General features: G+C 68.3%; 24 protein-coding genes. 18 read left to right on the top strand and 6 right to left on the bottom strand.

Going from position 1 to position 26975, the window contains the following annotated elements:
• Positions 1-204: 204 nt before the first annotated feature.
• Positions 205-816 carry an NADPH-dependent F420 reductase gene (locus tag ACTWPT_RS35160; protein WP_443181822.1) on the bottom strand — a complete coding sequence of 204 codons (612 nt, stop codon included), beginning with the start codon at positions 814-816 and terminating at the stop codon, positions 205-207.
• Positions 817-1456: 640 nt separating this feature from the next.
• Between ACTWPT_RS35160 and ACTWPT_RS35155 the strand changes: the two genes are divergently transcribed.
• From ACTWPT_RS35155 to ACTWPT_RS35145, 3 genes are all read left to right on the top strand, one after another.
• The gene (locus tag ACTWPT_RS35155) at positions 1457-2482 is read left to right on the top strand and encodes a hypothetical protein (RefSeq protein WP_443181821.1); all 1026 of its coding nucleotides are present in this window, start codon (positions 1457-1459) and stop codon (positions 2480-2482) included.
• A gap of 5 nt (positions 2483-2487) precedes the next feature.
• A complete protein-coding gene (locus tag ACTWPT_RS35150) occupies positions 2488-2820 on the top strand; it encodes a hypothetical protein (protein WP_443181820.1) in 333 nt (110 codons plus the stop codon).
• 75 nt (positions 2821-2895) lie between these two features.
• Positions 2896-3465 carry a hypothetical protein gene (locus tag ACTWPT_RS35145; protein WP_443181819.1) on the top strand — a complete coding sequence of 190 codons (570 nt, stop codon included), beginning with the start codon at positions 2896-2898 and terminating at the stop codon, positions 3463-3465.
• A gap of 349 nt (positions 3466-3814) precedes the next feature.
• Here the strand turns inward: ACTWPT_RS35145 and tnpA are convergent, their stop codons facing one another.
• Positions 3815-4246 (bottom strand): IS200/IS605 family transposase, encoded by a 432-nt coding sequence (tnpA, locus tag ACTWPT_RS35140; protein WP_443181818.1) that lies wholly within the window; start codon positions 4244-4246, stop codon positions 3815-3817.
• 24 nt (positions 4247-4270) lie between these two features.
• Between tnpA and ACTWPT_RS35135 the strand changes: the two genes are divergently transcribed.
• Positions 4271-5584, top strand: coding sequence for an RNA-guided endonuclease InsQ/TnpB family protein (locus ACTWPT_RS35135; protein WP_443181817.1), 1314 nt, complete (start codon positions 4271-4273; stop codon positions 5582-5584).
• A 39-nt stretch (positions 5585-5623) separates the two neighbouring features.
• Here ACTWPT_RS35135 and ACTWPT_RS35130 read toward each other — a convergent pair whose 3' ends face one another.
• Positions 5624-6586, bottom strand: coding sequence for a sugar-binding transcriptional regulator (locus tag ACTWPT_RS35130; protein ID WP_443181816.1), 963 nt, complete (start codon positions 6584-6586; stop codon positions 5624-5626).
• Between the two features lie 338 nt (positions 6587-6924).
• Between ACTWPT_RS35130 and ACTWPT_RS35125 the strand changes: the two genes are divergently transcribed.
• From ACTWPT_RS35125 to ACTWPT_RS35070, 12 genes are all read left to right on the top strand, one after another.
• The gene (locus tag ACTWPT_RS35125) at positions 6925-7806 is read left to right on the top strand and encodes a nucleoside hydrolase (RefSeq protein ID WP_443181815.1); all 882 of its coding nucleotides are present in this window, start codon (positions 6925-6927) and stop codon (positions 7804-7806) included.
• Between the two features lie 26 nt (positions 7807-7832).
• On the top strand, positions 7833-9128 hold the full coding sequence (locus ACTWPT_RS35120) for an ABC transporter substrate-binding protein (protein WP_443181814.1): 1296 nt from the start codon (positions 7833-7835) through the stop codon (positions 9126-9128).
• Between the two features lie 13 nt (positions 9129-9141).
• Positions 9142-10038, top strand: a complete 897-nt coding sequence (locus tag ACTWPT_RS35115; RefSeq protein WP_443181813.1) for a carbohydrate ABC transporter permease — start codon at positions 9142-9144, stop codon at positions 10036-10038.
• Positions 10035-10922, top strand: coding sequence for a carbohydrate ABC transporter permease (locus tag ACTWPT_RS35110; protein ID WP_443181812.1), 888 nt, complete (start codon positions 10035-10037; stop codon positions 10920-10922). The genes ACTWPT_RS35115 and ACTWPT_RS35110 overlap by 4 nt, the downstream gene beginning before the upstream one ends.
• Positions 10923-10950: 28 nt before the next feature.
• Positions 10951-11943 (top strand): sugar phosphate isomerase/epimerase family protein, encoded by a 993-nt coding sequence (locus ACTWPT_RS35105; protein WP_443181811.1) that lies wholly within the window; start codon positions 10951-10953, stop codon positions 11941-11943.
• A 64-nt stretch (positions 11944-12007) separates the two neighbouring features.
• Positions 12008-12934, top strand: a complete 927-nt coding sequence (locus tag ACTWPT_RS35100) for a transketolase (protein WP_443181810.1) — start codon at positions 12008-12010, stop codon at positions 12932-12934.
• Positions 12934-13890: a transketolase family protein gene (locus ACTWPT_RS35095; protein ID WP_443181809.1), complete on the top strand. Its 957-nt coding sequence runs from the start codon at positions 12934-12936 to the stop codon at positions 13888-13890. Before ACTWPT_RS35100 ends, ACTWPT_RS35095 begins: the two co-directional genes overlap by 1 nt.
• Positions 13883-15355 carry an FGGY-family carbohydrate kinase gene (locus ACTWPT_RS35090; protein WP_443181808.1) on the top strand — a complete coding sequence of 491 codons (1473 nt, stop codon included), beginning with the start codon at positions 13883-13885 and terminating at the stop codon, positions 15353-15355. Before ACTWPT_RS35095 ends, ACTWPT_RS35090 begins: the two co-directional genes overlap by 8 nt.
• Positions 15352-15996 carry a DUF2291 family protein gene (locus ACTWPT_RS35085; protein ID WP_443181807.1) on the top strand — a complete coding sequence of 215 codons (645 nt, stop codon included), beginning with the start codon at positions 15352-15354 and terminating at the stop codon, positions 15994-15996. The genes ACTWPT_RS35090 and ACTWPT_RS35085 overlap by 4 nt, the downstream gene beginning before the upstream one ends.
• Positions 15993-17519 (top strand): sugar ABC transporter ATP-binding protein, encoded by a 1527-nt coding sequence (locus ACTWPT_RS35080; RefSeq protein WP_443181806.1) that lies wholly within the window; start codon positions 15993-15995, stop codon positions 17517-17519. The genes ACTWPT_RS35085 and ACTWPT_RS35080 overlap by 4 nt, the downstream gene beginning before the upstream one ends.
• Positions 17516-18598 (top strand): ABC transporter permease, encoded by a 1083-nt coding sequence (locus tag ACTWPT_RS35075; RefSeq protein ID WP_443181805.1) that lies wholly within the window; start codon positions 17516-17518, stop codon positions 18596-18598. Before ACTWPT_RS35080 ends, ACTWPT_RS35075 begins: the two co-directional genes overlap by 4 nt.
• Before the next feature lie 17 nt (positions 18599-18615).
• Positions 18616-19605, top strand: coding sequence for a D-ribose ABC transporter substrate-binding protein (locus ACTWPT_RS35070; RefSeq protein ID WP_443181804.1), 990 nt, complete (start codon positions 18616-18618; stop codon positions 19603-19605).
• A 77-nt stretch (positions 19606-19682) separates the two neighbouring features.
• Here the strand turns inward: ACTWPT_RS35070 and ACTWPT_RS35065 are convergent, their stop codons facing one another.
• The 3 genes from ACTWPT_RS35065 to ACTWPT_RS35055 are packed head-to-tail and all read right to left on the bottom strand — an operon-like array spanning position 19683 to position 24026.
• On the bottom strand, positions 19683-21449 hold the full coding sequence (locus ACTWPT_RS35065; RefSeq protein WP_443181803.1) for a DUF5605 domain-containing protein: 1767 nt from the start codon (positions 21447-21449) through the stop codon (positions 19683-19685).
• The gene (locus ACTWPT_RS35060; protein WP_443181802.1) at positions 21446-22153 is read right to left on the bottom strand and encodes a TetR/AcrR family transcriptional regulator; all 708 of its coding nucleotides are present in this window, start codon (positions 22151-22153) and stop codon (positions 21446-21448) included. The genes ACTWPT_RS35065 and ACTWPT_RS35060 overlap by 4 nt, the downstream gene beginning before the upstream one ends.
• A gap of 1 nt (position 22154) precedes the next feature.
• Positions 22155-24026, bottom strand: coding sequence for a glycoside hydrolase family 3 protein (locus ACTWPT_RS35055; RefSeq protein ID WP_443181801.1), 1872 nt, complete (start codon positions 24024-24026; stop codon positions 22155-22157).
• Between the two features lie 129 nt (positions 24027-24155).
• On the opposite strand from ACTWPT_RS35055, the gene ACTWPT_RS35050 reads away from it, so the two are divergent.
• Together ACTWPT_RS35050 and ACTWPT_RS35045 are read left to right on the top strand one after the other, a co-directional pair.
• Positions 24156-25298 (top strand): serine hydrolase domain-containing protein, encoded by a 1143-nt coding sequence (locus tag ACTWPT_RS35050; protein WP_443181800.1) that lies wholly within the window; start codon positions 24156-24158, stop codon positions 25296-25298.
• 67 nt (positions 25299-25365) lie between these two features.
• Positions 25366-26913, top strand: a complete 1548-nt coding sequence (locus tag ACTWPT_RS35045; protein ID WP_443181799.1) for an ABC transporter substrate-binding protein — start codon at positions 25366-25368, stop codon at positions 26911-26913.
• Positions 26914-26975: the final 62 nt, after the last annotated feature.

Genomic DNA, 26975 nt, shown 5'->3' with positions numbered 1-26975 from the left:
CGACGGTGACCGGAGCCCGCCGTCGCTCTGCCACCTGTAGCCGCCGCCAGAGCCGACGATCCCGGCTCACGCGGCCATCGCCGTACCGGGCGCTCGCGCGGCCGGCCCCGCGAGGCTCCGCTCGTCGCCCGGGTGTCGCCGTCCCGGCTGGTGGCGCCGAGATCGTGCGCTCAGGGCCGCCACCTCCACCTCGGTGTGGCGGTTTCAGGCGGTGTGGTGGGATGACGCTGGGTGTGCGACGGCCGCGCTCGTGGGAGTCTGGGCACGAGCGTGGGCGATGATCTGGCCGCGTTCGGTGTCCGGGAAGCGGTCGAGTCTGGCGTGGACCTCGTTGGCGTCCACGTCGGCGCCGAAGAGTTCGGTGCCCGGTTCGAAGCGGATGCCTTCGGCGAGGGGGCCGGCGTTGACGGGATCGAAGCCGAGCTTGTCGACGACGGAAGCCGCGGCGGCGAGGTCGGCGGGGTCGTCGCCGGCAATCGCAATGGCGGTGCGTCCGGGCTGACCGGCGGGGCGGGCCTTGTCTTCGAGGTCGTGGTACCCGAGGTGGTTGAACGCCTTGACGACGCGGGATTCGGGAAGGAACGCCGGAAGGGCGAGGATGACGATGTCGGCGCGAGCGGCGGCGTCGGCGCCGGTGGTGGCGACCGCTCCGGGGGTGAGCACGTCGACGGTGAGGGCGATCTTCGCGGGGTCGCCGGAGCCGGCGAGGAGCACCCGGTAGCCAGCAGCCAGGGCGAGCCTGGCGAGCACGGTGCCCACCTTGCCCGCGCCGAGGATGCCGATGGTCTCAGGGCTGTTCGGGGCGCTGCCGTTCATTTCGTACTCCAGTTTCGATGCCGTGCCCGAGGGTGTGGGTCAGCCGGCGAGGATGTCGCGGACCATGGGGATCACCGTGGTGCCGTACAGCTCGACGGCGCGCAGACGGGCGCTGACCGGCTGTGATCCCACGGTGTAGATGAGGTCGAACCTGCCGACGCCGAGGCCTTTGATCGTGCGGGCGATCTTGCGGGCGACGGTCTCCGGTGAGCCGATGTAGAGGGAGCCGTGCTCGATGTCGGCGTCAAACTCCTCGCGGCGGACCGGCGGCCATCTGAGCCGGCCTTGCCGGGGAGGCGGACCAGCGCCGAGCTCGCCTGGGCGGTCCTCATCGCGGCGGTGCTCAAGATCTTCGGCCTCTTGCCCAAACGGCTGAAGGACGCCGCATCGTCCTGGAACGGCCTGGCCACCACCGCATGGCCGCCCTGGGCAACCCGGTGTTCCTGCTGCTCGTCTCCCTGCTGGTGCCGCCGCTCTGAAAAGACGGACGAAGTCGAGATCAACCGGTGTGGTGTCCGGGGAAGGCCGCGTTCAGGTAAGCGCGCAAGCGCTTTGAACCATCTGGCATGGCACCCGTACGGGCTGAACTCCGGCGGACGAGGACCCCGTACAAGGGGGCAATCACACCACGGAGCCAGCCATGATCATCAAACGTCAGCTATCCATCCTGCTCGTCCTGCCCGTCGCCACCGCCTGCGGCCTCGTCGCGCAGGGAGCGAACGGCGGAGCCTCCGCGCCGTTTCTGCCGTCACAGAAGCAGGGAGGCGTGACATCCCCGTCCCCGTCTCCGCAGAAGCAGGGGGTCGTGACGGTAGCGGAGGCCAAGCAGATCCTCGCCCGCTGGGACAGCTCCGAGAAGGAGGCGATGCGCCAGGGCGGCACGGACTGGTCGGCGGCGGAGGCGGGCCTGATGGCGGAGATCCACCAAGCCGAGGTACGGCTGGACCGATTGCAAGGAGATACTCCGAAGGTTCCGCAGAGCCGCATCGTCAAGTCGCACTTCGTCATCCCCAGAGCGGGCGCGGGCACGCCGTGGTTCATGGCCGAGTTCCGGCGCAGGGACGGCAACCGCAGGTGGGACCAGGTCATTTTTGCGAAGACACAGGCCGGGTGGCGCATGGTGGCCGTCTCGGCGAGCCTGGGCAGGATCCCCACTCCGGCACGTGACCACGACGGCTTCGCCACCGTGCTCGCCCCGGACGACCGCGCGGAGCTCGTGGTCTCGCCCCAGGAACTCACCCGGACACACGCGCGCCTGCTGACCACCGCCGGTGACGACCCGCGCGCCAACCGGCTCATCTTGCGGAACATCTTCACCTGGGACGCCGACACGCGCAAGCTGGATAGGGAGAACCTGCCGACCGGATGGAACCTGCGGCGCAACACCCAGCCCGCCCAGGAGTTGTATGCGCTGCGCACGACCTCCGGAGGCGCGCTGGTCTGGTACGGCATCACGGAAGAGGACACCTACACCGCCCGCCCCGGCGCGCCTGGGATGGAGTTCTACAGCGGCTCCCTGGCCAAACCCCTGAGCAACGGCAAGACCTTCCGCGAGAAGGCCGTGTACAAGAGGGCCTCGATGTATTTCGCCGTCGTGCCGAAGTCCAAGGGCAAGGTCAAGATCCTTTGGAGCCGGAACGGCTTCCTGAGCGCCACCGGCTCCTGAACGAGGTGAGCTACGAGCCGCACGTCCGGCTGCGGGACGTCGGCATCCGGCACTGGGACGGATACTGGTTCGGGATCGACCGTCAGTGGGGTGACACCTTCCCGCACTACTGGAGCGTGCTCACAGCGGTGGCACTGCGGCAACTGCCCGAGGAGATCAGGACCGAGGACGCCGAACGGGTCGCCGACGCGATCTTCGCGGCCAACCTGATCGACTTCGGCCCGGATGGCCAGGCGACCTGCGCTTTCCTGATGCCCAGCTGCGTGGACGGCCGGCCCGCTCGCCAACGACCAGGACTGGGCCCTCGCTCTGCTGCTGAGGAGATGAGAAGGGGCTAATGTCCGTCTCACTGAGCCCTCACCGCTGATCGACATCCTTCTCATAGAGCAAGTGAGCCAATGGGAAGGAATGACATGAACAAGATCCAACTGGTCCTCGCGGGCGCCGCCCTCGGCACCGTGTTCGGTGGACTCGTGGTGGCCACCCCGGCGCTCGCCGACGAGCGGACCTGCCGCGGCACGATCCGCGCCGTGGCGTTGGAAGGCGTGTACGTGCCCAAGGGCGCGACGTGCACCCTTGTGGGCACCCGCATCGATGGTGACATCAAGGTCGGGCGGAACGCGACGCTCGTGGCGCGAAAGGTGAGGGTCGACGGCAACGTCCAGGCCGAGGGGGCGCGATCGGTATCGGTGATCTCCGGCTCGTGGGTGGACGGGAGCGTCCAGGTGAAGCAGGGCGGCGCCGCCACGGTCACTTCATCGCGGATCAAGGGCGATGTTCAGCTTGACGACAACCACCGCTACCAGCGGGTCAACGGCAACCGGGTGGGCGGCAACATCCAGGTGATGGGCAACCGCGGCGGCGCCCAGATCCACCGCAACGCCGTCAAGGGCGACCTGCAGTGCAAGGAGAACCGCCCGAAGCCGACCGGCGGCAAGAACGTCGTCGGTGGCAACAAGGAAGACCAGTGCCGACGCTTCTGACCTGACGAGCCGCGGCGGATCCACAGGGGGGCGCGATGCGCGTACGGGGAACACGCGCTGGCGCGCAGGGGCCGTGCAGGTGCGCGGCGTGCCGCTCCCCGCCGATGCGCTCGCCCAGACCATTGCTGGGCATCGGCCCTTTGGACGGGCCGCTTAGAGCCATGGTCTTGTCAACGATCCAGCGCGCCTTCGACATCAAGAACGCGAATCCGAGGGCCTTCTACCGAGGTGCGGGCCAGTGCTCCCGCCTTCAGGCGGGAGGTGAAGACCCGCGTGGGAAGGCCTCCAGGGCCTGAGCGTGCCCTGACCCGCACTCTTGGAACCGGTCGTGACCGCGTCTGGTCTTGTCTCATTTCTGGTGCCGGTCCTGAGACTGGATATACGTGCGGACGGTCGCCAGGCTGGCGTCGCCGGTCGAGCCCGCGTAGTAGGAGCGGGACCAAAAGTGGCCGCCCCACAGGTATTTGCGGACGTGGACGCTGTATTCCTGGCGGAGGTAGCGGGCCGAGACGCCTTTGAGGGAGTTGACGAGGGAGGACAGAGCGACCTTGGGCGGGTAGCGGACGAAGAGATGAACGTGGTCGTGCTCGCCGTTGAACTCGGTCAGCTCGCAGTCGAACTTCTCGCACACCTCTTTCATGATCTGTTCGCAGCGCTTCAGCATCGGGCCGGTGAGTGCGTCCCGCCGATATTTCGTGACAAACACCAAATGCGCGCTCAGGTCGTGAACGCAGTGACGTCCGGTTCTGATGTCGGGGTTCGGTTCCCATCGCGGTGACATACACCAAACGATAGAATGCGTCGCGTGGGGCTGCGGAAACGCAATCGTGCTCAGGTCGCGCGCCTGGAGTTGGACCAGCGGCAGAGCGCCGTCTTGGACGGCCAGGCACACAACGCGCGCACGCTGTGGAACCTGCTGCACGAGTTCTGCACCTTCCGACAGGGCCGGTTCGCGTCATTGGCCCAGTGCGACGAGGCCATCCGGGTCGCCCGCAAGGAGATCGACTGGCTCAACGACCTGCCCGCCCAAGCGGCGCAAGCCGTACTGAAGACCTACCGGCAGGCGTGGGCGAACTACTTCAACCCCGACCACCCGGCCGGACGCCCCACGTTCAAGAGCCGATTCCGCTCCCGGATGGCGGTGGACGTCCCCCAGGCGCGGGACCTGAACATCACCCGGATCAACCGCCGGTGGGGCGCGGTCACCATCCCCAAACTCGGCCGGGTCCGCTTCCGGTGGACCAAGGACCTGCCCGGCGTCACGAAGGGCGGCCCGGACGGGAAGATCACCGGGGCGCGGCTGGTCAAGGAGGCAGGCGGGTGGCACATCGTGTTCCGCACCCAGACCAGCCAGCCGGTGCCCGCCCCGCATCCGGGGCCGCCAACCGCGATCGACCGGGGCATCGCCGTGCCCCTGGCGCTGTCCACCGGAGAGAAGATCTTCCACCGTACCCAGTGGCTGACCGGCGGGGAACAGCAACGCCTGCTCCGCTTGGAACGCAAAGCCGCCCGCCAAAAACGAGCAGCCAAACCCGGACAGCCCGCCAGCAACCGGCTGAAGCAAACCTACAACCAGATCGCCCGCCTGCGCGCCAAAGCCAAGCGCCGGGCCATCGACTGGCAGCACCAGACCACCGCCAAACTCACCGACCGGTTCTCCGTCATCGTGCTCGAAGACCTCAAGGTCACGAACATGATGGCCTCCGCCTCCGGCACCATCGACGCGCCGGGCAGGAACGTCGCCCAAAAACGCGGCCTGAACCGCGCCATCGCCGGGCAGGCATGGGGCCGCACCGCCGAGTTCCTCACCTACAAGGCCACCGACAAGGGCGGCAAGGTCGTCTACATCCCGGCGCCGGGCACCAGCCAGGAATGCCACGCCTGCCACACGATCACCGAAGGCTCCCGCGAGAGCCAGTCCCGGTTCGTGTGCAAGAACACAGCCTGCGGATGGATCGGCAACGCCGACGTCAACGCCGCCCGCACCCAGCTGTATCGGTACAACTCAGCCGCCGGACAGGCGGTCACTGGACGTGGAGGCCCTGCACCACTGGGGCCGGTGAAGCGTCAAGCACCTCATGGCGGGACTACCCGCACCACCCCAGGGGTGGCGGCGTAGCGGCCATGAGAATCCTCTCCATTCATGGGGAGGAGCACGTCAAAAGACCATCGGGCGCTCGACGCGCTGATCCTCATCGAGCAGCGCATGGGCCGTCGCGACATCGGTGATGATGACGTTGACCCAGCCGCCGCTGATCGCCGCGCGGATGGCCGCGTGCTTGCGCTCGCCGCCGGCCAGGCCGATCCGGCGCGGAATCGTACGGAAGGTATCAGGGTCGATACCGACGACGCGGCTGTTCAGGTCGCTGCGGATCAGCTGACCGGTCGAGTCGAAGAACCGCTGGCAGACGTCGCCGACGGCGTGCGCGGCGAGCAGTTGATCCTGGTCGGCGGGGGCGATCGCGTTACCGCTGTCCCGCAGCAACGGCGAGGGCTGCACACTGCCGATGCCGACCAACGCCATCGTGAGGTTCTGCCACTCCTCGGCCACTGACTGCATGGCCGCATCGGTGACCAGACTCCGGCGGATCTCGGCCGTGCCGACCAGGCCCGGAGCCTGGACGTAGATCGGTTCGGCGCCGATCAGTTCGGCGAGATGATTCAGGAGGCGATTGGCCTTGGCCTGGACGGCACGCTCGCCGACGCCGCCGACGAGTTGGACGACTCGCTCGGCGCCTGCCACGCGGAGCGGGTGCAGCCGGTCGACGACTGAAAGGAGAGTCTGGCTCCACGGCGAGATGCCGATCCGCTCTCCGCCGGTCAGGGTCGCCTCAAGGTAGGCCGCTCCCGCCGAGCCGATACTGGCGATGATCTCCGACTCGTCACCGTCGACATCGACGACGACCGCCTCCCGCAAACCGTACCGGCTCTCCAGGGACTGCTCGAGCGCCAAGTGAACGCCTTGGGAGACGACGACCACGGTTCGTACGATGCCGATCTCGCCTGCTCGCTTGAGCAGCCGGGACACCTTCGTCTGGGAGATGTGCAGGGCGTCCGCGATGTCAGCCTGACGGATGCCCTGTTCGTGGTACATGTGCGCGACCTTGGTGATCAGCCGCACCCGCCCGTCGGGGACAGACCGGCCGGCGCCGGCCGCGTGCACAGCCATCAGGATCCGTCCCCTTCACCATCGCGGAGTCTGGTTGCCCAACATTTTCCATCCCGGATGTCACTCATCGCGCGCTCGAACCCGGGCCGAGGTGCCGCCGGGCGGGCCGGCCATCCCGGAGCCGGGGGTCACGCCCTGGTCGATCGCCGGCATCACGGCCTGCTCGTCGTCCAGGAGAAGCTCCTCACTGTCGAACGTCGCATCAAGTTATTGACAGCGCTCCACGAATCAGCCAACCTACCGACACGGAATATTATGCGGTAGCGCATAATTATGCAATGGAGACTGCGATGCGTCAACGCAGAGTGATCATCAACACGGACGCGAAGAACGAGGCGGATGACCAGTTCGCCATCGTGCACGGGTTGTTGTCGCCGACTCTCGGCATGCGCGGGCTGATCCCCGCTCACTTCGGCACCCGGCGATCCCGGCGGAGCATGGAGGAGTCGCGCGAGGAGATCGACCTGCTGCTGGATCTGCTCGGTATGACGGATTCCGTCACCGTCGCGAACGGCGCGGCGACGGCGCTGCCGGACGAGCACACCGCGGTGGACTCCCCCGGCGCGCGGCTGATCATCGAGGAGTCGAAGCTCGCGAGCGAGGAAGATCCGCTCTACGTGGCGTTCCTCGGGCCGCTGACCGACATGGCCTCCGCGATCCTCCTCGACCCTGACCTCGTACGACGACCGGTGGTCGTGATCTGGATCGGGGGCCCCGGATACCGCGGGTACGACGAAGGCCCGGGGATCGAGTTCAACCTCTCCAACGACATCCCCGCCGCCAACGTGGTGTTCGACTCCGGCATCACCGTGTGGCAGGTGCCCAGAGACGTCTACACCAAGGTCTCGGTGAGCTATGCCGAGCTGGAGGAGAAGATCGGCGACGCCGGCCCGCTGGGTCGCTACCTGATCAAGCAGCTGCACGAGTGGAACGCGGCCTACCATCCTGAGCCGATCGAGTCCCGCTCCTTGGGCGACTCGCCGGCCATCGCGCTGATGCTCTTCCCCAAGAGCGGAAACCTTCGGGTGAGACCCGCTCCCCGCTTCGGCGCGGACGGCTCCTACCTCCCCGGTTCGAACCACCCGATCCGGGTCTGCGAGGAGGTCGACGTGCGGTTCCTGCTGGAGGACATGTTCGCCAAGATCCGGGCCTTCGGCCGCGAGCACGGCTGACGCACCGTCCATGTAAGGAGATCGACATGACTGGCAGGTCGTACACCCGTCGAGGATTCCTCGCCCTCTCGTCCGTCGCGGTGACCGGAGTCGCTCTCACCGCCTGCACCGGGGCCTCTCTCAGCGGCGGCGGCGCAACGGCGCCGACGTCGAACAAGCTCCGCCTGTTCACCTACGAGGACGATGAGACGATCGGCCTATTGAAGGCCCAGGTGAAGAAGTTCGACGAGCAGAACGGCACGATCACCACGATCGACAGCCTTCCCGGTTCAGGCGCCGCCCAGTATCCCGACAAGCTCCGGACGGAGCTGCTGGGCGGCAGCGGACCCGACATCTGGCGCATCTGGGGCGGGCAGATCGGCGCGCCGTTCGCGAAGGCCAAGCAGGCGGCGGACCTCGCGCCGTACTACCAGAAGTACGGCTGGGACTCCTCGATCAACACCGCGGCGATCGAGGGCATGACCTTCGAGGGCGTCAAGGCCGGCGTCCCGTTCACGGCGCGCGGCCTGGGTGCCTGGTACAACAAGGAGCTGCTGGCCAAGGCCGGCGTCACCGCCCCGCCCACGACGTACGCCGAGCTGGAGGAGATGAACGGGAAGCTCGTCGCCGCCGGAGTGACACCGTGCGGGCTGGGCGGCAAGTTCGGCTGGCATGTCATGCGCCTGTTCGAGTACCTGCTCGAGCACACCGCAGGTCCTCAGCTCCACGACAAGCTGCTGGTCGGTCAGGAGAGCTGGGACCGGCCTGAAGTCGTCGAGGCGTTCACCCTGTTCAAGAAGTGGCAGGACGAGAAGTGGCTGCCCGAGGGCGCGCTGGGCCTCGATCCCGCGGACATCGGGCGGGCATACGTAGAGGGCAAGACCGCGTACAGCATCGAGGGGCAGTGGTCGGAGACCTCGGCCATCCTGGCGGCGAAGAAAGATCCCGCGCAGTTCGGGAACTTCCAGCTGCCTACCGATCACACCCCGGCCCGGCACTCCGGGTTCGTCGAGGGCTACATGATCAACGCCAGGTCGGGTAACAAGGACAAGGCCGCGGCCCTGCTCGACTTCATCATGAAGCCGGACAGTCAGAAGGCCATGCAGATCACCTCTTCCACGGTCAAGGGCGCCGAGCCGGATCCCAAGGAGCTGCCGCTGTCGGCGGAGTGGGGCGAGAAGTATGGCGGGAGCCCCTTCTACACCATCCAGGACCAGGCCTTCCCCAAGAAGGAAGCGGACCAGTACTTCAGCGTACAGAGTGATCTTCTCCAGGGTTCGATGACGCCGGCCGCGGCGGCCAAGAAGATGCAGGAGATCGTCTCCGCCTGGGCCCGTAACTGACACGGGGCAGCTGATGGCAATCCTCAATGTCCACCCTGCCCGGCGGGGGCGATGGCGGCCGTGGCTGTTCGCCCTTCCCGCGCTGGGGGTCTACGTCGTCTTCCTCGTCTATCCCGCCGCGTCGTCCCTGTGGTTCAGCTTCACCGACTGGGACGGCCTCAGCCCGGCGTACAACGTCGTGGGGCTGGACAACTACGGGCGGATGTTCAGCGACCCGGTGGTGCTGACCGCGGCGAGGAACAATCTCATCTGGTCGCTGGTGACGATCGTCTTCCCGGTGACGATGGGCCTGGCGCTCGCGATGGTGCTGAACGGCAAGGTCCGCGGCAAACCCGTGCTGCGGTTGATCTTCTACGCGCCGGGTGTGCTGCCGCTCGTCTCGATCGCCTCGATCTGGGGGTGGCTCTACAACCCGCAGTACGGCGCCATCAATGCCTTCCTCGGCCTGATCGGTCTGGACGGCCTGGCCCAGCCGTGGCTCGGGCAGGACTCCACCGCGCTGTGGGCGGTCATGGTGCCGGCGGTGTGGCTGCGGACCGGGTTCCCGATGTTGCTCTACCTCGCCGCCCTGCAAGGGATTCCGTCGGAGCTCTACGAGGCGGCGAGAGTCGACGGGGCGAACCGCCGGCGACAGTTCTGGCACGTCACCATGCCGAGCCTGCGGTCCGCGCACTACATCGTGCTGGCACTGTCCCTCATCGACTCCTTCAAGGTCTTCGACATGGTCTACGCCATGACCTACGGCGGTCCGGGCACGGCCACCCAGGTGATGGGGACATGGATGTACGCCAACGTCTTCCAGTACTACCAAGCCGGATACGGCACGGCCATCGCCGTCGTGATCACTGTCGTGGCGATCGCGGTCGGCATCCCGTACGTGCTGTCGCAGACCAGGGAGCGCGCGACATGACGTCGGTTGTTTCCGCCCCCACGACAACAGCCGTCGCCCCGGCCGAGCCGGTGCAACCTGCCAAGGGCAAGGGCGGCCTCGGCCTGACGATCGTGGTGGCCGTGGTGGCGGTCTTCTGGATCTCACCGCTGGCGTTGCTCCTCGTCACCGCGATCCGGCCGCTCTCGGACTTCATCGGCAATGGCCCGCTGTCCTGGCCGTCGGCGTTCACCTGGGAGAACTTCGCCGACGCCTGGGACATCGGCAACTTCGCCACGACGTACGGGAACAGCGCCCTGCTGCTGATCCTCAAGGTGCCGCTCGGCGTGCTGATCTCGGCGATGCTCGGATTCGCCCTGGCGAAGCTGCGGATGAAGTTCCGCAGGACCGTGATGTTCTCGGTCTTCCTCGGGCTGACGATCCCGATCTACATCGCGATCGTCCCGGTGTTCATCATGATGCGAACCGCCGGCGCGACGGACAGCGTCATCGGCCTGATCGGCCCGTACCTCGCCTTCGGCATCCCGTTCGAGGTCCTCGTCCTGCAGTCGTTCTTCCGGCAGCTCCCGAACGAGATCGTGGAAGCGGCGCGCGTCGACGGCGCCGGGGACTGGCGGATCTTCTGGAGGATCGTGCTGCCGCTGTCCGCACCTGCCCTGGTCACGGTGGCGATCCTGGACGCCGTGGCCACGTGGAACGAGTTCCTGTTCGCCTTGATTCTGCTGAACTCCGACGCGAACAAAACTCTCCCTGTCGGGCTGCTCAACTTCCAGGGCCAGTTCTCCAACAACAACACCGGCTTGGCCGCGGGGATCCTGATCGCGGTCGTGCCGATCCTCATCGCGTACACGCTGCTCCAGCGGTGGATCGTCGGCGGTCTGACCGCCGGAGCCACCAAGGGATGACCGACTAGGAGTGATCATCGTGACGGATATGCCGACTTTCGGCGCCGGCATCTGGCATTTCGCCACCTACAAGGACCGCTACGCCACCGACGGGTACGGGCCCCCGGTCGGCCTGCTGGAGCAGATCGACCGGGCCGGAGCCGTGGGCGACCTGTCGGTCGTCGACCTCAACTGGCCGTTCGCCGGTTTTGACGGCACGCTCGACGACGTCAAGGCCGCGCTGGACAACAACGGTCTGCGAGCCATCGCGATCACCCCCGAGATCTACACGCGGGACTTCGTGAAGGGGTCGTTCACCAACCCGGATCCGGCGGTCCGCAAGCGTGCGCTCGCCTTGATGCACGATGCCACCGAGGTGGCCCTGGAACTCGGCTGCTCCTACGTGAAGCTGTGGCCCGGCCAGGACGGGTGGGACTACCCGTTCCAGGTGGACTACCACGACATCTGGCAACTCGCGCTCGACGGCTTGAAAGAGCTGTGCTCCGCCCACCCGGAGATCAACTATGTGATCGAGTACAAGCCGCGTGAGCCGCGCGTGAAGATCATCTTTCCGAGCGTGGCCAGGACACTGCTCGGCATCGAACGGATCGGCCTGCCGAACCTCGGCATCCTTCTCGACTTCGGTCACTCCCTCTACGGGCAGGAGACACCGGCCGACGCGGCGCAACTGGCCATCGATTACGGGCGCCTGTTCGCGATCGACGTCAACGACAACATGCGTGGCTGGGACGACGACATGGTCGTCGGCTCCGTCCACCTGGTGGAGACCTTCGAGTTCTTCCACACCCTGCGCAAGAACGACTGGCAGGGGGTGTGGCAGCTGGACCAGTTCCCGTTCCGCGAGGACAGCGTCCAGGCGGCGAAGCAGGCGATCCGCTTCCTCAAGGCGGTGCACCGCGCGCTCGACGTGCTGGACGACGCGGCTCTCGCCGCCGCCCAGGCCGCGCATGACGCGCTCGCGGCGCAACGGCTCGTCCAGAACGCCTTGCTGACCTCGATGGCAGGACTGGAGAACAAATGACCGAGCTTGTCGAGGTCATCAATGAACACAGCACGTTGGTCATGAGGCCGACGAAGGAGGTCTCATGACCGCGACCCATCCGGTGGATACTGCCGAGCACGTCACCATGCCCGTGCTCGGCAGACTGGACCCGTACGCCGGCCGCGCCGAGCAGATCGCGCACATCGCCGAAGCCGCGCGGCAGATCCGGATTCAGGACCTCAAGCTCGTGTACCACGCGGGCGCCGGGCACATCGGCGGCGACTTTTCGGCGATCGACATCCTGGCCACCCTGTACGGCGCGGTGCTGGACATCAGCCCCGACCGGCTCACTGATCCGGAGCGCGACCGGTTCATCCTCAGCAAGGGTCACGTCGCGGGTGCGCTGTACACGACGCTGGCGGCGTTCGGCTTCCTCCCGGTCGCCGACCTCGCGACCTTCCTCGCGCCCTTGTCGGCGCTGAACGGGCATCCCAACCGGACGAAGGTCCAGGCCGTCGAGGCCAACACGGGGCCGCTCGGGCACGGGCTGCCTGTCGCGGTCGGACACGCGTTGTCGGCCAAGCTGGACGTGTCCCTGCGGCGTACCTATGTGCTCGTCGGCGATGGAGAGCTGCAGGAGGGCAGCAACTGGGAGGCGATGATGGCGGCCTCGCAGCACCAGCTCGACCGGCTGACCGTGATCGTCGACCGCAACCGGCTGCAGCAGGGTGCCACCGTCAAGGAGACGAACGACCTCGATCCGCTGCCGGACAAGGCGGCCGCCTTCGGCTTCGCCGTGGTCGAGGTCAACGGGCACGACCACGGCGAACTGCTCGACGTGCTGTCGGCCGTACCGTTCCGGCCCGGTAAGCCCACGTTCGTGATCGCCCACACGCACAAGGGGCATCCGATCTCGTTCATGAGCAACAACGTCGCCTGGCACCACAAGGTGCCGAACGAGGCGGAGTACCACCAGGCGCTGACCGAACTGGAGACGGTGCGCCATCCCCGATTCGGCAAGGAGTATTGATGCCGCGAACCTCGGTCGCCGACCTGCCCCGCTTCGACTGCAGGGACGCCTACGTCGCGACCCTGTCGGAGCTGGCCCACGAGGACCACCGGATCGTCGGAGTGGTGAACGACTCGATCGGTTCCAGCAAGCTCAACAGCTTCCGCAAGTCCTTCCCCGACAGGCTCATCAACGTCGGCATCGCCGAGCAGGACATGGTCGGCGTGGCCGCGGGGCTCGCGAACGGCGGCCGGATTCCCTTCGTGTCGGCGGCCTCCTGCTTCCTCACCGCACGAGCACTGGAACAGATCAAGGCCGACGTCGCCTACTCCAACCACAACGTGAAGCTCTGCGGCATGAGCCCCGGTGTCGCCTACGGCGAACTCGGTGCGACACACCATTCCATCGAGGACATCGCCTGGCTGCGGGCCATCGCCAACCTGACCGTCATCGTCCCGGCCGATCCCGTCGAGACCAGTGCCGCGCTGCGCTGGGCGGCCGCGGTCGACGGGCCGGTGTTCGTCCGGGTCAGCCGCATGAGCGTGCCACAGGTCAACGCGGACGACTACGAGTTCGTCCCCGGCAAAGCGGTGACGCTGCGCGACGGGACCGACGTGACGCTGATCGCCAACGGCACCGTACTGTGGCGGGCGCTGGTCGCCGCCGAGCAGCTCGCGGCCGAAGGGATCTCGGCGCGGGTGCTGTCGATGCCGACGGTGAAGCCGCTCGACGTGGAGGCGGTCGTGGCGGCGGCACGGGAGACCGCCGGTATCGTGACCGTCGAGGAGTCGACCACCGCCGGAGGTCTCGGCGGCGCGGTCGCCGAGGCTGTCGTCCAGCATCATCCGGCGCATGTCACGATCCTCGGCGTACCGGAGTTCGCACCGACCGGGTCCGCGGCATTCCTGCTCGACCGCTACGGGATGTCCCCCGAGGGGATCGCCGAGTCCGCGCGGGGCCTGCTCCGCCATGGCTGACCCACTCATCCTGGCCATCGACCAGGGCACGAGCTCCACCAAGGCGCTCCTCGTCGACCGGGCCGGCCGCGTCGTCTCCCGCGCGGTCGCGCCGGTCACCGAGGCCCAGCCCCGCCCCGGCTGGGTGGAACAGTCCCCCGACGAGCTGTGGCAGAGCGTGCGGCTGGCGGTCGCCGAGTGCGTCAACCCCGCACAGGCCGATCGGATCGCCGGCGTGGGATTCAGCAACCAGCGAGAGTCCCTGGTGCTGTGGGAGCGCCGCACCGGCGAGCCCCTCGGACCGCTGCTCAGCTGGCAGGACCAGCGCACCGCCGCCCGGTGCCACGAGCTCGCCGCCACCGGCGCGGCTGAGCTGGTGCGGGCGGTGACCGGCATGCCGCTGGACCCCATGTTCTCCGCGCTCAAGGCCCGCTGGCTGCTCGACGCGTACGATCCGGACCGGCGGCGCAGCCGCGCGGGCGAGCTGTGCCTGGGAACCGTCGACTCCTGGCTGCTCAGCCGCTTCGGCGGAGAGCATGTCATCGAGGTCGGCAACGCCTCGCGCACCCAGCTCCTCGACATCGAGACCAGGGAATGGGACTCCCGGCTGCTGGGACTGTTCGGCGTGCCGGGCGAAGTGCTGCCGCGGGTGGTGGCCTCCTGCGGAGCCTTCCCGACCGTCCGTGACCTGGCACCACTCCCCGACGGGGTCCCGGTCCTGGCGGTCATGGGCGACTCGCACGCCGCGATGTTCGCCCACGCCGGCTGGCGGCCCGGGGTGGTGAAGGCCACCTACGGCACCGGCTCGTCCGTGATGGCCATCGGCGACGGCGGTCGGACGCCCGGATTGTGCCGCAGCATCGCCTGGGACATCGACAACGGCCCTGTGCTGTGCGTCGAGGGCAACATCCGCGCCACCGGCCGCATGATCAGCTGGCTCGCCGAGCTGTTCGGCATCCGCACCGAGGCGCTGCTGGCCGAGGCCGAGGGCAAAGGGCCGGACGGCGTGCACTTCGTGCCCGCCTTCGGCGGACTCGGCGCCCCGTGGTGGGAGCCCGACGCCACCCCGGTCCTCACCGGCCTGTCGCTGGGCACACGACGTGGCCAGCTCTTCGCCGCCGCCCTCGAGGCCGTCGCCTTCCAGGTCGAGGACGTCGTGGCGGCGATCGACCGGGCGGTCGGACGAGTACGGGTCCTCATGGCGGACGGCGGGCTCACCCACAGCGCCCGGCTGATGCAACTGCAGGCGGACCTCAGCGGGCGCGTCGTCGCCCGCTCCGGCGAGCACGACCTGTCCTGCCTCGGCGTGGCCGACGCCGCAGGGCTCGCGGCCAAGCTGTGGACCATCGAACAGCTGGAACAGCGGCCACGGCCTGCGGACGTGTTCGAGCCCGCCCTCGATGAGATGGAACGCGCGGCCAGGAAGGACGCCTGGCACGGGGCAGTCCGCAGATCCCGGCCTGCGGGGAAAAGGAGCAGCACATGACCATGACGGCGCTGACCGGTCGTCGGCGCATCCCGGCCCGCTGGATCGCCGCCGCCGCCATCGCTGTGCTGGTCGTCCTCATGGCGGTCGACACCGAGTACCGGACGGCGGAGACCGCGGCGGCCGCGGCGCCGAAGAAGTTCGACCCTGCCGCCTTCGGCGCCCAGAACTACCAGGCCAAGGTCGTGCCCGCCATCCAGGCCGCCGCCGTCGACCTGCCGGTTCTGGTCAAGGCCCTGACTGACGACAAGGAGGCCGCCGGGCAGAAGTACGGCAAACGCCAGGGCACCGGCCCCTACACCTTCGCCGTCAAGGCGACGGGCAAGGCCGGGCAGGCCAAGTCTGGGCTGCTGCCGGTCACCGTCAAGGGTCTGCCGGACGACACCAGGGTGTCGCTGCAGATCGGCCCGGCCATCAACGGCACCGCGCTGCGGGACGCGGCCGGGTTCATCACGTTCGGCCAGTTCACCAACCAGGTGGAGTACGCCGACGCGGCCACCGCTCTGAACAACGAGATGCGCGACAAGCTACTCAACGGGCTCGACGCGGCCGCGCTGGACGGCAAGGACATCTCCTTCGTCGGAGCGTTCACGCTGCTGACACCGCAGACCGTGACGATCACACCGGTGGCGATCTCGTGACCGGGCCGGTGCTGCGGGCCTGCGAGGTCACCAAGGTCTACGGCGGCACACACGCATTGAAGGGCGTGGACTTCGCCGTCGCGCCCGGCCGCGTGACGGCCCTGTTCGGCGAGAACGGCGCCGGCAAGTCGACGCTGATGAAGATCCTGGCCGGGATCGAGCAGCCCACCACCGGCCACGTCGAGCTGGACCGGCGGCCCGTGCGGCTCCAGTCCTCCCGGCACGCCGCCGACCAGGGCATCGCCATCATCCACCAGGAGCTGAGCCTGTGCCCGAACCTCAGCATCCAAGACAATCTGTTCCTGGCCCGGGAGCTTCGCACCGCTTACGGTGCCGTCGACCGCAAGGCACAACGCGAGGCGACGGCAGCCGTCCTCGACCGGCTGGAGGAACACGTCGATCCCGACCGGCTGGTCGGTGACCTGCGGCTCGGCCAGCAGCAACTCGTGGAGATCGCCCGCGCCCTGCTCCAGCGGGCCCGTGTCCTGATCATGGATGAGCCGACCTCCGCCCTGACGGCGCCCGAGGTAGAGGTGCTGTTCCGGGTGATCAGGGAGCTCACCGCCGCGGGCGTGGCCGTCGTCTACATCTCCCACCACCTCGACGAGGCCCTCGACATCGCCGACGACGTCGTGGTGCTGCGCGACGGCGCACTCGTCGCCACCGCCGAGGCCGCCCGGGTGGACATCCGCTGGATCGTCGAGCAGATGGTCGGCCGAGACCAGGACGCCCTGTTCCCGAGCCGCGAACCGGTGCTCGGTCAGGAGGCTCTGACCGTCCGCGACCTCACCGTGGCCGACCCGGCCACCCCCGATCGGCTCGCCGTGAACGGGCTGTCGCTCGGTGTCCGCGAAGGGGAGATCGTCGGCGTCTACGGGCTGATGGGCTCCGGCCGCACGGAGCTACTGGAAACGCTCGCGGGCCGCCTCCGCCCCGCCTCCGGTGAGATCCTGCTGGCCGGGACACCGCTCGGCGAGAGCGGCATCCGCGAGCGCATCACCCGCGGCGTGGTGCTGGTCCCCGAGGACCGCCAGCGCGACGGCCTCGTCCAGACCATGTCCGTCGGGCAGAACCTGTCCCTGGCGGCGCTCGGCACGTTCGTCCGCGGCCTGTTCGTCTCCGAGCCACGCGAGCGCGCAGCCGTCTCCCGGACGATCACCGACATCACCGTCAAGACCAGCGGCGCCCAGGCGGCCATCGGCTCGCTCAGCGGCGGCAACCAGCAGAAGGTCATCATCGGCAAGGCGCTGCTGACCGGGCCGCGCGTCCTGCTGCTGGACGAGCCTTCCCGCGGCGTCGACGTGGGCGCCAAGGCCGACATCTTCGAGTTGATGGCGGCCCAGGCCCGGCGCGGCCTGGCCGTCCTGTTCACCACATCCGACGCCGAAGAGGCCCTGCACATCCCCGACCGGTTGCTCGTGCTCGCCCGCGGCAGCCTCGTCGGCGAGTTTCGGCGCGGCGAGCTAACCCGGGAGGAACTGATGCGCGTGTCCGGCGGCGGAACCCAGGACGGTTCGTCATGACGGCAACGGCAACCACCGCACCGCCAGAGCAGGCCGCCGCCCAAGCCCGCCGTCTGTCGCTGCTCAACGTCGCCTTCGAGCTGCGCGCCTTCATCGCGCTCGGCGTGCTCATCGTGATCTTCGGCCTGCTGTCGGACTCGTTCCTGACCGTCCCGAACCTGATCACGATGACCAAGCACGTCGCGATCAACGCCGTGATCGCGCTCGGCATGCTGCTGGTCATCCTCAAGGGCGGCATCGACCTGTCGGTCGGCTCCATCGTCGGACTGTCCGGGGTGGTCGCCGGCGAGCTGCTGCAGGGCCTGCACGTCGGTGGCGTGATCGCTTACCCGCCGGTGTGGGTGGTCATCGTGTTGTGCGTCGCGGTCGGCATGGCGGTCGGCGCCGTCAACGGCGTGCTCATCACCCGCTTCAACGTGGCGCCTTTCATCGCCACCCTCGGCATGCTGTACGTGGCCCGCGGCGCGGCCATGCTCATCTCCGACGGCGCCACCTATCCCAACCTGGGCGGCAACCCCGCCCTCGGCAACACCGGCTTCGGCCTGCTCGGCAGCGGCCGCCCGCTCGGCCTGCCCACGTCCATCTGGATCATGATCGTGCTCGCGGTGGCGATCGTGCTGCTGCTGGCCAAGTCACCCTTCGGCCGCTGGCTGTACGCCACCGGCGGCAACGAGCGGGCCGCCGATCTGTCCGGCGTGCCGATCCGGCGGGTCAAGACCATCGTGTACGTGATCTCCGGCGCGTGCGCGGCCGTGGCCGGGCTCATCATCGCCTCGGAGCTGACCTCGGCCGCCCCGCAGGCCGGGGAGACGTACGAACTCAACGCGATCGCCGCCGTCGTGATCGGCGGAGCCGCGCTCAGCGGTGGCCGGGGCACCGTGCGCGGCACCCTGGTCGGCGCCTTCGTCATCGGCTTCCTCGCCGACGGCCTGGTGATCCTGGGCGTGTCGACGTTCTGGCAGATCCTCATCAAGGGCGCGGTCATCATCCTCGCTGTGATGCTCGACCAGGGCCAGCAGCGATTCAAGCGGCGGGGAGCCGCCGCGGCGGCGGTCGCCGCGAGCAAGAAGCAAGACTGAACCACAAGGAGACACGGATGCCCCCCACACGCGTCGTCACCCTGGCCCTGTCCGTCCTACTCGGCTGCTCCACGCTGGCCGCGTGCGGCAGCGGCGGCGGCGACCAGCCCGCGACCAGCGCGCAAGCCGGTAGCCCGGCGGCCGGCGGTCTGATCGCGATCATCACTCCGTCGCACGACAACCCGTTCTTCAAAGCAGAGGCCGAGGCGGCGAAAGCTCAGGCCGAGAAGCTCGGCTACCAGACGTCCGTGGCCTCCCATGACGACGACCCGAACAAGCAGAGCGAGCTGATCGACGCCGCCATCTCCCGCCAGGCCAAGGCGATCATCCTGGACAACGCCGGCGCCGACGCCTCCATCGGCCCGGTGCGCAAGGCCACGCAGGGCGGCGTCCCGGTCTTTCTGATCGACCGGGAGATCAACGCCACCGGCGTCGCCAAGGCCCAGATCGTCTCCAACAACTCCCAGGGCGCCCAGCTCGTCGCGCAATCGTTCGTCGAGGCCATGAAGAGCAAGGGCAACTACGTCGAGCTGGTCGGCAAGGAGTCCGACACCAACGCCAGCGTGCGCTCCAAGGGCTTCGCCGACGTGATCTCCCAGTACCCGGACATGAAGCCGGTCGCCAAGGAGAGCGCCAACTGGGACCAGCAGGAGGCGTTCACCAAGATGGAGACCATCATCCAGAAGGACCGCGACATCCAGGGTGTCATCGCCGGCAACGACACCATGGCGCTGGGTGCGGTCGCGGCGCTGAAGGCCGCGGGCCTGCTGAAGAAGGTCGTGGTCGTCGGCTTCGACGGCAGTCCCGACGCCATCGCCGCCATCAAGGCGGGCGAGATGCACGCCACCGCGCTGCAGCCGGCCGCGCTCGGCGCGACCAGCGCCGTGGACCAGGCCGACCAGTTCATCAAGACCGGCAAGACGGACAAGGAGGAGAAGCAGTCCATCGACTGCGAGCTGGTCACCGCCGAGAACGCCGACGAGTTCGGCGTGTTCGCCAGGAAGTGACCAGCGACAATCAGCCCCGCGTGACCGCCTCCTGAAGGAGATGGTCGCGCGGGGCCTCGACCCCTCCGGCCGATTGGCTACGCGTCGGCCGCGACCAGTCGGATCGCCATGTATTGGCGCGCCGGCAGGGGGACCCGGAAGCTGCCCGAGTATGTGCCGGGCAGCGTTTCGACGGTCATGTTCCACGTGTCGATCACGTCGACCGTCCAGACCGTGCCGGGCTCCATCGTGATGTCGCGATACGACGGCCGGTTGAAGCCGAAGTAGGCGATCAGGTAGCGCGACGCCACGCCGCCCCAGGGGGTGTCCCAGTCACTTGGCAGCGGGTCGAGCACACCGGTCGGTGATTCCTCGATGATCCGTTTGAGGAAGGCGATCCGATCCGGGCTCGAGCCGACGAGTTCGCCGCCTTTTGACCACCACAGCTCTTCGCGATCGTTGAGGTAGGTCTCCCCATGCCCGACGTAACCGCCGCGCACCGCGCCTTCCCAGAACCGCCGGGTCATCTCCTCCCCGGTGATGTTGCCCCATCCCTGGTCGATGTCGCCTTCGTAGGCGCACTCATCGATGACGACGGGTTTGCCCCACTGCTCACGCCACTGGTCGGTGTTCTCGGCGGTGCGGTAGACGTCGATGCGCTGCACACTCGCGTGGGTGATCCACGGCCGGCCGTAATCGTAGAAGCCGAAGCAGTTGTGGATGGAGAACAGGTGCCCGACCGGGTCCTCCTCGACGACGATCGCGGCCAGCCGCTCCCAGTCATCGACGGTCTTCGAGAACAACAGGTCGTATTCGTTGGCGAGCGACCACCAGACATTCGGCAATGCCGACAATCGCCGGACCACGTGGCGGACATAGCGGTCGTCCACGGCGGCACCCATGTCCGAGAAGCCCCAGCGATCGTAGGCGTGGAACAGGATGACATCGGCTTCGACGCCGATCGCCGCGAGATCCGCGACCCGACGCTCGAAGGCGCGGAAATAGGCGGAGTTGAAGCGGGTGAAGTCCCACGCCCCGTCGCTGTCCTGCTCGAACGGATAGAGCGGAGGCTCGTTGGCATTGAAGAGATACGACTTCGGGAAGATCCCCATCCGGATCTTGGTGAAGGGCGAGCCGGCAAGCGTACGCAAGGTCTGTTCCTGCAGCGCTTCGCTCTGGTGGGTCCATGCGTACGCGGTCGTACCGAGCGGCAGATGAGGCGTGCCGTCCGCGTGCGAGAAGTGATACCGGTCGGCCACCCGGACCGGCCCTCGGCCGGTACCGGCCGCCGCGGTGAGCTCCACGGTGACGCCGTCGAGGGAGGGCGTGGTCGCCTCCGTTGTGACGACCCAGCGTCCGGCCTGGTCGGGCAGCAGCCGGATGCGCCAGATCCCGTCGCCGTCGTAGAAGCCGCCGATCCGGCGTACCGACCCGTCGGGGGCGGTCACGCGTGCGTGCAACTCGACGTCGACGAACGGATTGCCATGGCTCGGTCCGTCGAGTGCGAGCTCCCAGGTCGCCCACACTTCGCCCGCAGCGGGTGCGGAGATCACTTCGGCCGAAGCGCGAGGCGTGCCGGGCGGCTCGTAGTGGGGATCCGGCGCGATCGCCGGCGGATCGGAGCGTACGCGTGGGTCACCGGCATCGAGTGCGGCAAGCTCGCGCCACAGGTCGTCGAGCTGTGCGGAGGTGAGCCGAGCGTACGGGCCGGCGGCCGTGATGTCGCCGAGGGAGCGCCGGCGCAGCTGTATGAGCAGTGGCGAGTTCACGACCCCGGGCAACGTGCGCCGGATGATGCCGCGGGCCTCGGCGTGGTCGAGGAGGTCGGCGAGCAGAGTGCGCGGCCCGAATCCCCGGCCGTTCATGCCGTGCCGCCCGGGGTGCCGCCCGGGGAGCCGGTCCCATTGGCGGGATTCTCAGGCACGTCGATGTCCCGAGCCCGTGCCGTACCGAGCAGCGACCACAGGTAGTCGAGATGCGCTCCCATGTCGATCGAGCGGTCGTACTGCCACTGCTGCTGGAGACCGTCCGCGACCGCGATCAGGATGCGGGACAGCATCTCGGCGTCGAGCCCCTGCCGCAGTTCGCCTGCGTCCATGGCGTGCCCGATGTCGGCGCGCACGTTTCCGGTGACCCGGCGGAAACGCTCACTGAAGAAGTCGTGTGCGGGGTGCTCGGGGTCGACTCCTTCCTGGATCAGCGCCGAGTACAGCTCCACGAGGCCGGGCACCTCGCTGTTGTGCCGGACGATGCGGGTGATGCGCGGTTCGGCGGCGTCGCTGTTCGTGAAGGCGGCGACGTCGCGTTCGTCGCGGCGACGGAGCACCTCGGTCAGGAGGTTCTCCTTCGAGCCGAAGTGGTAGAGCAGTCCTGCCTTGGTCAGGTTCGCCGCGTCGGCGATCTGCTGCACGCTCGTGTTGCCATAGCCGTTCACGGCGATCAATTCCAGCGCGGCGTCGAGAATCTCCCGCCGCTTCGCCCGCCCCTTCTCGTAAGGGCCGGGGCTCTCATAGGGGCGGGGGCGCGACGGTGTGGGCGCTTCCCTGTCGGGCACCAGTGTTCCCTTCATCTCAGGTCCGTGTGATCCCGGCGGTGCTGCTGGCAGCGTATCCGGCGCGGAACAATGCGTCGGCGGTGTCCCCGGGTACGTCGGGCAGGCTCGTCTCGACGGCGGCCATCGAGCGTGGCAGGTCGAACGGCAGCAGTCCCTGCGGCTTCGCCACGCCGAGGACGACGTCGAGCACCGCACGATCGGAGGCGCCGAACTCGGCCAGCAAGGTGAGTCCGGTGTCGAGGAACGGGGTGAGGATCGCGGGCCGGTCCAGCCCCACCACGAGAGCCGTCGGCGCCACCGCCGCGAGATCGAGGATCCGGGCGATGTCGGCTTCAGCGAACTCGAGCCTGCCGGCGTGAAAGCCGCTTTCCAGCATGTACGTGTCGCGGGCCTCCCACGGCGCCGCGACCCGGACCACGATCAGGTCGGCGTCGCGCGGGTCGTGGACGACCTCGGCGGCCCCTGCCACAGCCGTCGGGTCGAGACCGTCGAGGTAGAGCCGCGCAGGCTGCACCGGCAACGCGTCGAGCGGGGTGAGCGCCACCATGGCGCGAGCCTGGGCGGCCAGCCCCTCAGCGACGAACTGCGGCGCGCCGACGACGGCGGCGGCCTCGTCCTCGCAGACGAACGGATTGTCGAACAGCCCGAGATCGAACTTCACCGCGAGCAGCCGGCGCGCGGACTCGTCGATCCGCGACTCGGGAATGTCGCCGCTTTCGACGAGGTCGATGAGGAGGTCGACGCACTCCTCGCCGCCGATCTGGTCGCACCCCGCCTCCACGATGCGACGTACGCGCTCGCGCGGCGTGAGCTCTTCGGCGCCCCAGGCCCGCGCGGGCAGGATGCGGCTCCCGTCGGGCGACAGCGCGTCGGTGACGAGTCCCCAGTCACTGCACACCACGCCGTCGTAGCCGAAATGCTCGCGCAGGAGGCCGGTGATGATCTGCCGGTTGAAGCCGAAGCCGATCTCCTCGATCGGCTCGCCTTCCCACTCGAGGCCCATCGGTATCCCGTAGTACGGCATGAGGCCGGCGGTGCCGGCGGCGATCGCCGCGCGGAAGGGCGCGAGGTGCTCGTCGAAGCGCCCGCCGGGGTATGTCTGCTCGCGCCCGTAAGGAAAGTGGGGGTCCTCCCCGTCGCGCTGCGGCCCGCCGCCGGGGAAGTGCTTGGTGATGCAGGCGACGCTGCCGGGACCGAGGGTCGCGCCCTGAAAACCCTCCAAGTACGCGACGACGAGGCGGCCGGCGAGCTCGCCGTCCTGGCCGAAGGTCGTGTACTGGCGTGCCCAGCGCGGCTCGGTCGCGAGGTCGACCGAGGGATGCAGCGCCGCCCGAAGGCCGAGAGCGAGGTACTCGTGTCGTGCGACGTCGCCGAATCGGCGAACGAGATCGGCGTCGCCGATGGCGGCGAAGCCGATCTGGTCGGGCCAGGCGGAGAAGTCGGTCGCCGCGAAGGAAGCGGCCGCGTTGTGCCCGAAACCGTGTCGCGGGTCGGTCGAAAGCGTGACCGGGATGCCGTGCGGGCTCCGCGCGGCGAGCTCCTGCACCGCGTTCTGCCAGCGCGCCATTTCCCGCGGTCCGGGCATCTCGGTCACGTTGAGGTGCGTGATGAGTTTGCCGCCGACGAGGTCGGCGGCGCCCACGCGGCCCGGTCGAATCGGCGCGTTCGAGACCCGGCCGTCGGGGGTCGCGACCACCTGGGTGTGGAACATGAGGCCGGCCTTCTCGGCGAGCGAAAGACGAGTCACGAGGTCGGCGACCCGCTCGGCAGTGGACAGTCGCGGGTCCTCGTAGGGCTCCATCGTGCCGTTGTCGTTCAGGTCTCTGAAGCGGGCGCCGTCCCGTGCAGTCAGCGTGTCAGCGGCGGCCGCCGGCGAGGCAGGTGGCATGTGCGACTCCAGCTTATTGATCAAGCGAAGGCCCGGCATATCCGGCATCATTGACATACTTACCACTGGTCAGTATGTTTCCCCTAACTGTTGTTCACGCGCCACTGTGACAACGCAGGGAGGCATCGCATGACCGCCCCCACGACGAGATTCGACGGGTACGTCGCCGCTCCGTTCCGCCCACTCATCGACGGCATCGCCGAGCAGGGGGAGTTCCGCGACGACGACCTCCAGATCGCCGCCTACGCAGGCACGGAGCTCGTGCTGGACATCGCGATCGGCCCCGAGATCACCCGGGAGAGCCTGCTCATCCCCTACTCCGTGTCGAAGAGCACGATCGCCATGAGCATCGGCCTCCTCCTCGAACGCGGCCGTCTCGACCTGGACGCCCCTGTGGCGCGCTACTGGCCCGAGTTCGCCGCCGCCGGCAAAGCCGCGATCACCGTCCGCCAGCTGCTCTCCCACCAGGCCGGCCTGCCGCAGGCCGTGCCCGGACTGACCCGCGACGAGCTCGCCGACACCGTCCGTGGTGCCGAACTGCTCGCCGCGCAGCGCCCGCTCTGGCATCCCGGCTCGGCCTTCGGCTACCACGCCGTGACCATCGGCATCCTCGGCTCCGAGATCGTGCGCCGCATCACCGGCCGCACCCTCGCCGAGTTCTACGAGCAGGAGATCCGCGGGCCGCGTGGCCTCGACTTCTATCTAGGGCTTCCCAAGGAGCTCGAACCGCGCGCTCTCGACCTGCTGCCGATGCGCCCGGTCGCCGGCTCCGCCGGCCCGCCCTTCCCCCGCACGCCCGGCCAGCTGGGCGCCTATGTGATGGCCGGCGCCGCGTCCCCCACGAACGAGGACGAGCGTCGTCGCCAGGCCCGGCGCGATCGCGCCATCGGCATGCCGGCCGCCGGCGCTACCGCGTCCGCGCGCGGCATCGCGGCCCTCTTCGCGGAGAGCACCGTGGGCCTCACCGGCGCCCCGCTGCTCTCCGCCGACACCATCGCGCAACTGGCCCAACCCCAGGTGGCCGGCATCGACGAGGTGATCGGGATCGAGCGGCGCTACGGCATCGTCTTCCAGAAGCCCGTCCCGGGGCTCCTGTTCGGCGGATTCCGTGCGTTCGGCCACGACGGCATGGGCGGCGCGCTCGGCTTCCACGATCCGGAAACCGGAATCAGCTTCGGGTACGTCGTCCGCCGCATGCCACCGCCCGGCGGCTGCGACGCCCGGGCGCTCCGCATCGCTCAGGCGATGCGGACGATCGTCCTCCAAGCCTGACCGATCAGGTGCTGAGCAAGGACCCGCCACGCCGTCGCCGCCGCGCCACGGACACAAGGGAGTATTCATGCACATCCGCACCGTCGTCGCAGCGGCTCTCGCTGTCGGCGTCACCATGGGTGCCGCCGCCTGCGCCGGCGCCGAGCCGCAGAGCGCCAGCGGCGCCGCCACCAGCACGCTGACCCTGGGCAGCATCGTCGCGCCGCAGACGTTCGATCCCGCCGGAGCCGGTGACGCCAACTTCGTCCCCTACGCCCAGGCCGCCTACGACTCACTCATCCTGCGCAAGCCGGACGGCACCTATGCCCCCATGCTGGCGACCGACTGGAAACTCGCCGACGACAACAAGTCGGTCACGCTCAACCTGCGCCCCAACGTCACCTTCAGTGACGGCACTCCCTTCGACGCCGAGGCGGCGAAGGCGAACATCGAGCACTTCCACGACGGCACCGGTCCACTCTCGAGTGAGCTCGCCCTCCTCGATTCGGTCAAGGTCGTCGACGCGGACACCGTCACGCTGACCTACACCTCGCCCGATCCCGACATCCTCTACAACCTCTCGGACGCCGCCGGTCGCATGGCCAGTCCCGCCGCGCTCAAGAACCCGCAGAGCCTCGCCACGACCCCGGTCGGCTCGGGCCCCTATGTGCTCGACACCGCCGCGACGGTGCAGGGCTCGACTTACACCTTCACCGCGCGTCCGCAGTACTGGAACCCCGAGCTGCAGCAGTTCGGCAAGGTGGTGTTCAAGATCTTCCCCGACGAGGTGTCGCTGCTGAACGCGCTCCAGAGCCGTCAGGTGGACGCCGCCAACCTCACCGGCGCCGACAACCGCAAGGCCGCCACGGCCGCGGGTATCAAACATCTGACTCCGGACAGCAACATCTCGTGGATGGGCATGATCTTCTACGATCGCACAGGTTCGATCGTCCCGGCGCTCGGGGACAAGCGGGTTCGCCGCGCGATAGCGATGTCGTTCAACGTGCCGCAGATCCGGAAAGCCTTGATGGCGGACACCGGCGTGCCCAACACGCAGATCTTCCGGCAGGCCTCCCCCGGATACGGCGAAGCGCTCAACAACGCCTACGGCTACGACGTCGCCGGCGCGAAGAAGCTCATGGCGGAGGCGGGTTATGCGGGCGGCTTCGACCTGACCCTGCCGATCAACGCGAACACCACGCCCGCCGCGATGGAGAACTACAAGAACAGCCTCGGCGCCCTCGGCATTCGCGTCACATTCAAGAACCTCGGCACGATCCCGCAATACTTCGCGGGCCTGCAGAGCGGCAAGTATGCGATGTCCCCCGCGATCTTCGGCGCGGGGCCGACAGACTGGAAAGTGATCAACAACTATCTCGTCGAGAAGGCCACCTGGAATCCGCTGCACACGACCGACCCCCAGTTGTCCCAGCTGATCCAGTCCTACCCGGCCGCGGCCGAGAAGGACCACGCCAAGATCATCGGTGAGATCAACAAGTTCCTCGTCGACAACGTCTGGTTCGACCCCTGGCTGTTCATCGAGGAGCAGTACTTCGTGGCCGGCCCCGTCAACGTGACGCTGCAGAAGGACCAGAACATCCCGTCGATCTACAACTACGCGCCCGCCGCTGGGTAAGAAGCACCGTCTCCGGAGGGGCCGGGCTCGGTCCGTCCGTCCGGAGAGGGTGCCGGAAAGGC

Origin of the sequence: Nonomuraea sp. 3N208 (assembly GCF_052245935.1) — a bacterium.
Classification (GTDB): Bacteria; Actinomycetota; Actinomycetes; order Streptosporangiales; family Streptosporangiaceae; genus Nonomuraea.
Note: the sequence above shows the minus strand (reverse complement) of the source record. Positions and strands in the feature narration are given on the sequence as shown.

Coding starts and splice junctions, on each gene's coding strand:
- ACTWPT_RS35160 (WP_443181822.1), bottom strand. CDS start 816: ATGAACGGCAGCGCCCCGAACAGCCCTGAGACCATCGGCATCCTCGGC.
- ACTWPT_RS35155 (WP_443181821.1), top strand. CDS start 1,457: ATGATCATCAAACGTCAGCTATCCATCCTGCTCGTCCTGCCCGTCGCC.
- ACTWPT_RS35145 (WP_443181819.1), top strand. CDS start 2,896: ATGAACAAGATCCAACTGGTCCTCGCGGGCGCCGCCCTCGGCACCGTG.
- tnpA (WP_443181818.1), bottom strand. CDS start 4,246: ATGTCACCGCGATGGGAACCGAACCCCGACATCAGAACCGGACGTCAC.
- ACTWPT_RS35125 (WP_443181815.1), top strand. CDS start 6,925: ATGCGTCAACGCAGAGTGATCATCAACACGGACGCGAAGAACGAGGCG.
- ACTWPT_RS35120 (WP_443181814.1), top strand. CDS start 7,833: ATGACTGGCAGGTCGTACACCCGTCGAGGATTCCTCGCCCTCTCGTCC.
- ACTWPT_RS35115 (WP_443181813.1), top strand. CDS start 9,142: ATGGCAATCCTCAATGTCCACCCTGCCCGGCGGGGGCGATGGCGGCCG.
- ACTWPT_RS35110 (WP_443181812.1), top strand. CDS start 10,035: ATGACGTCGGTTGTTTCCGCCCCCACGACAACAGCCGTCGCCCCGGCC.
- ACTWPT_RS35105 (WP_443181811.1), top strand. CDS start 10,951: ATGCCGACTTTCGGCGCCGGCATCTGGCATTTCGCCACCTACAAGGAC.
- ACTWPT_RS35100 (WP_443181810.1), top strand. CDS start 12,008: ATGACCGCGACCCATCCGGTGGATACTGCCGAGCACGTCACCATGCCC.
- ACTWPT_RS35095 (WP_443181809.1), top strand. CDS start 12,934: ATGCCGCGAACCTCGGTCGCCGACCTGCCCCGCTTCGACTGCAGGGAC.
- ACTWPT_RS35090 (WP_443181808.1), top strand. CDS start 13,883: ATGGCTGACCCACTCATCCTGGCCATCGACCAGGGCACGAGCTCCACC.
- ACTWPT_RS35085 (WP_443181807.1), top strand. CDS start 15,352: ATGACCATGACGGCGCTGACCGGTCGTCGGCGCATCCCGGCCCGCTGG.
- ACTWPT_RS35075 (WP_443181805.1), top strand. CDS start 17,516: ATGACGGCAACGGCAACCACCGCACCGCCAGAGCAGGCCGCCGCCCAA.
- ACTWPT_RS35070 (WP_443181804.1), top strand. CDS start 18,616: ATGCCCCCCACACGCGTCGTCACCCTGGCCCTGTCCGTCCTACTCGGC.
- ACTWPT_RS35065 (WP_443181803.1), bottom strand. CDS start 21,449: ATGAACGGCCGGGGATTCGGGCCGCGCACTCTGCTCGCCGACCTCCTC.
- ACTWPT_RS35060 (WP_443181802.1), bottom strand. CDS start 22,153: ATGAAGGGAACACTGGTGCCCGACAGGGAAGCGCCCACACCGTCGCGC.
- ACTWPT_RS35055 (WP_443181801.1), bottom strand. CDS start 24,026: ATGCCACCTGCCTCGCCGGCGGCCGCCGCTGACACGCTGACTGCACGG.
- ACTWPT_RS35050 (WP_443181800.1), top strand. CDS start 24,156: ATGACCGCCCCCACGACGAGATTCGACGGGTACGTCGCCGCTCCGTTC.
- ACTWPT_RS35045 (WP_443181799.1), top strand. CDS start 25,366: ATGCACATCCGCACCGTCGTCGCAGCGGCTCTCGCTGTCGGCGTCACC.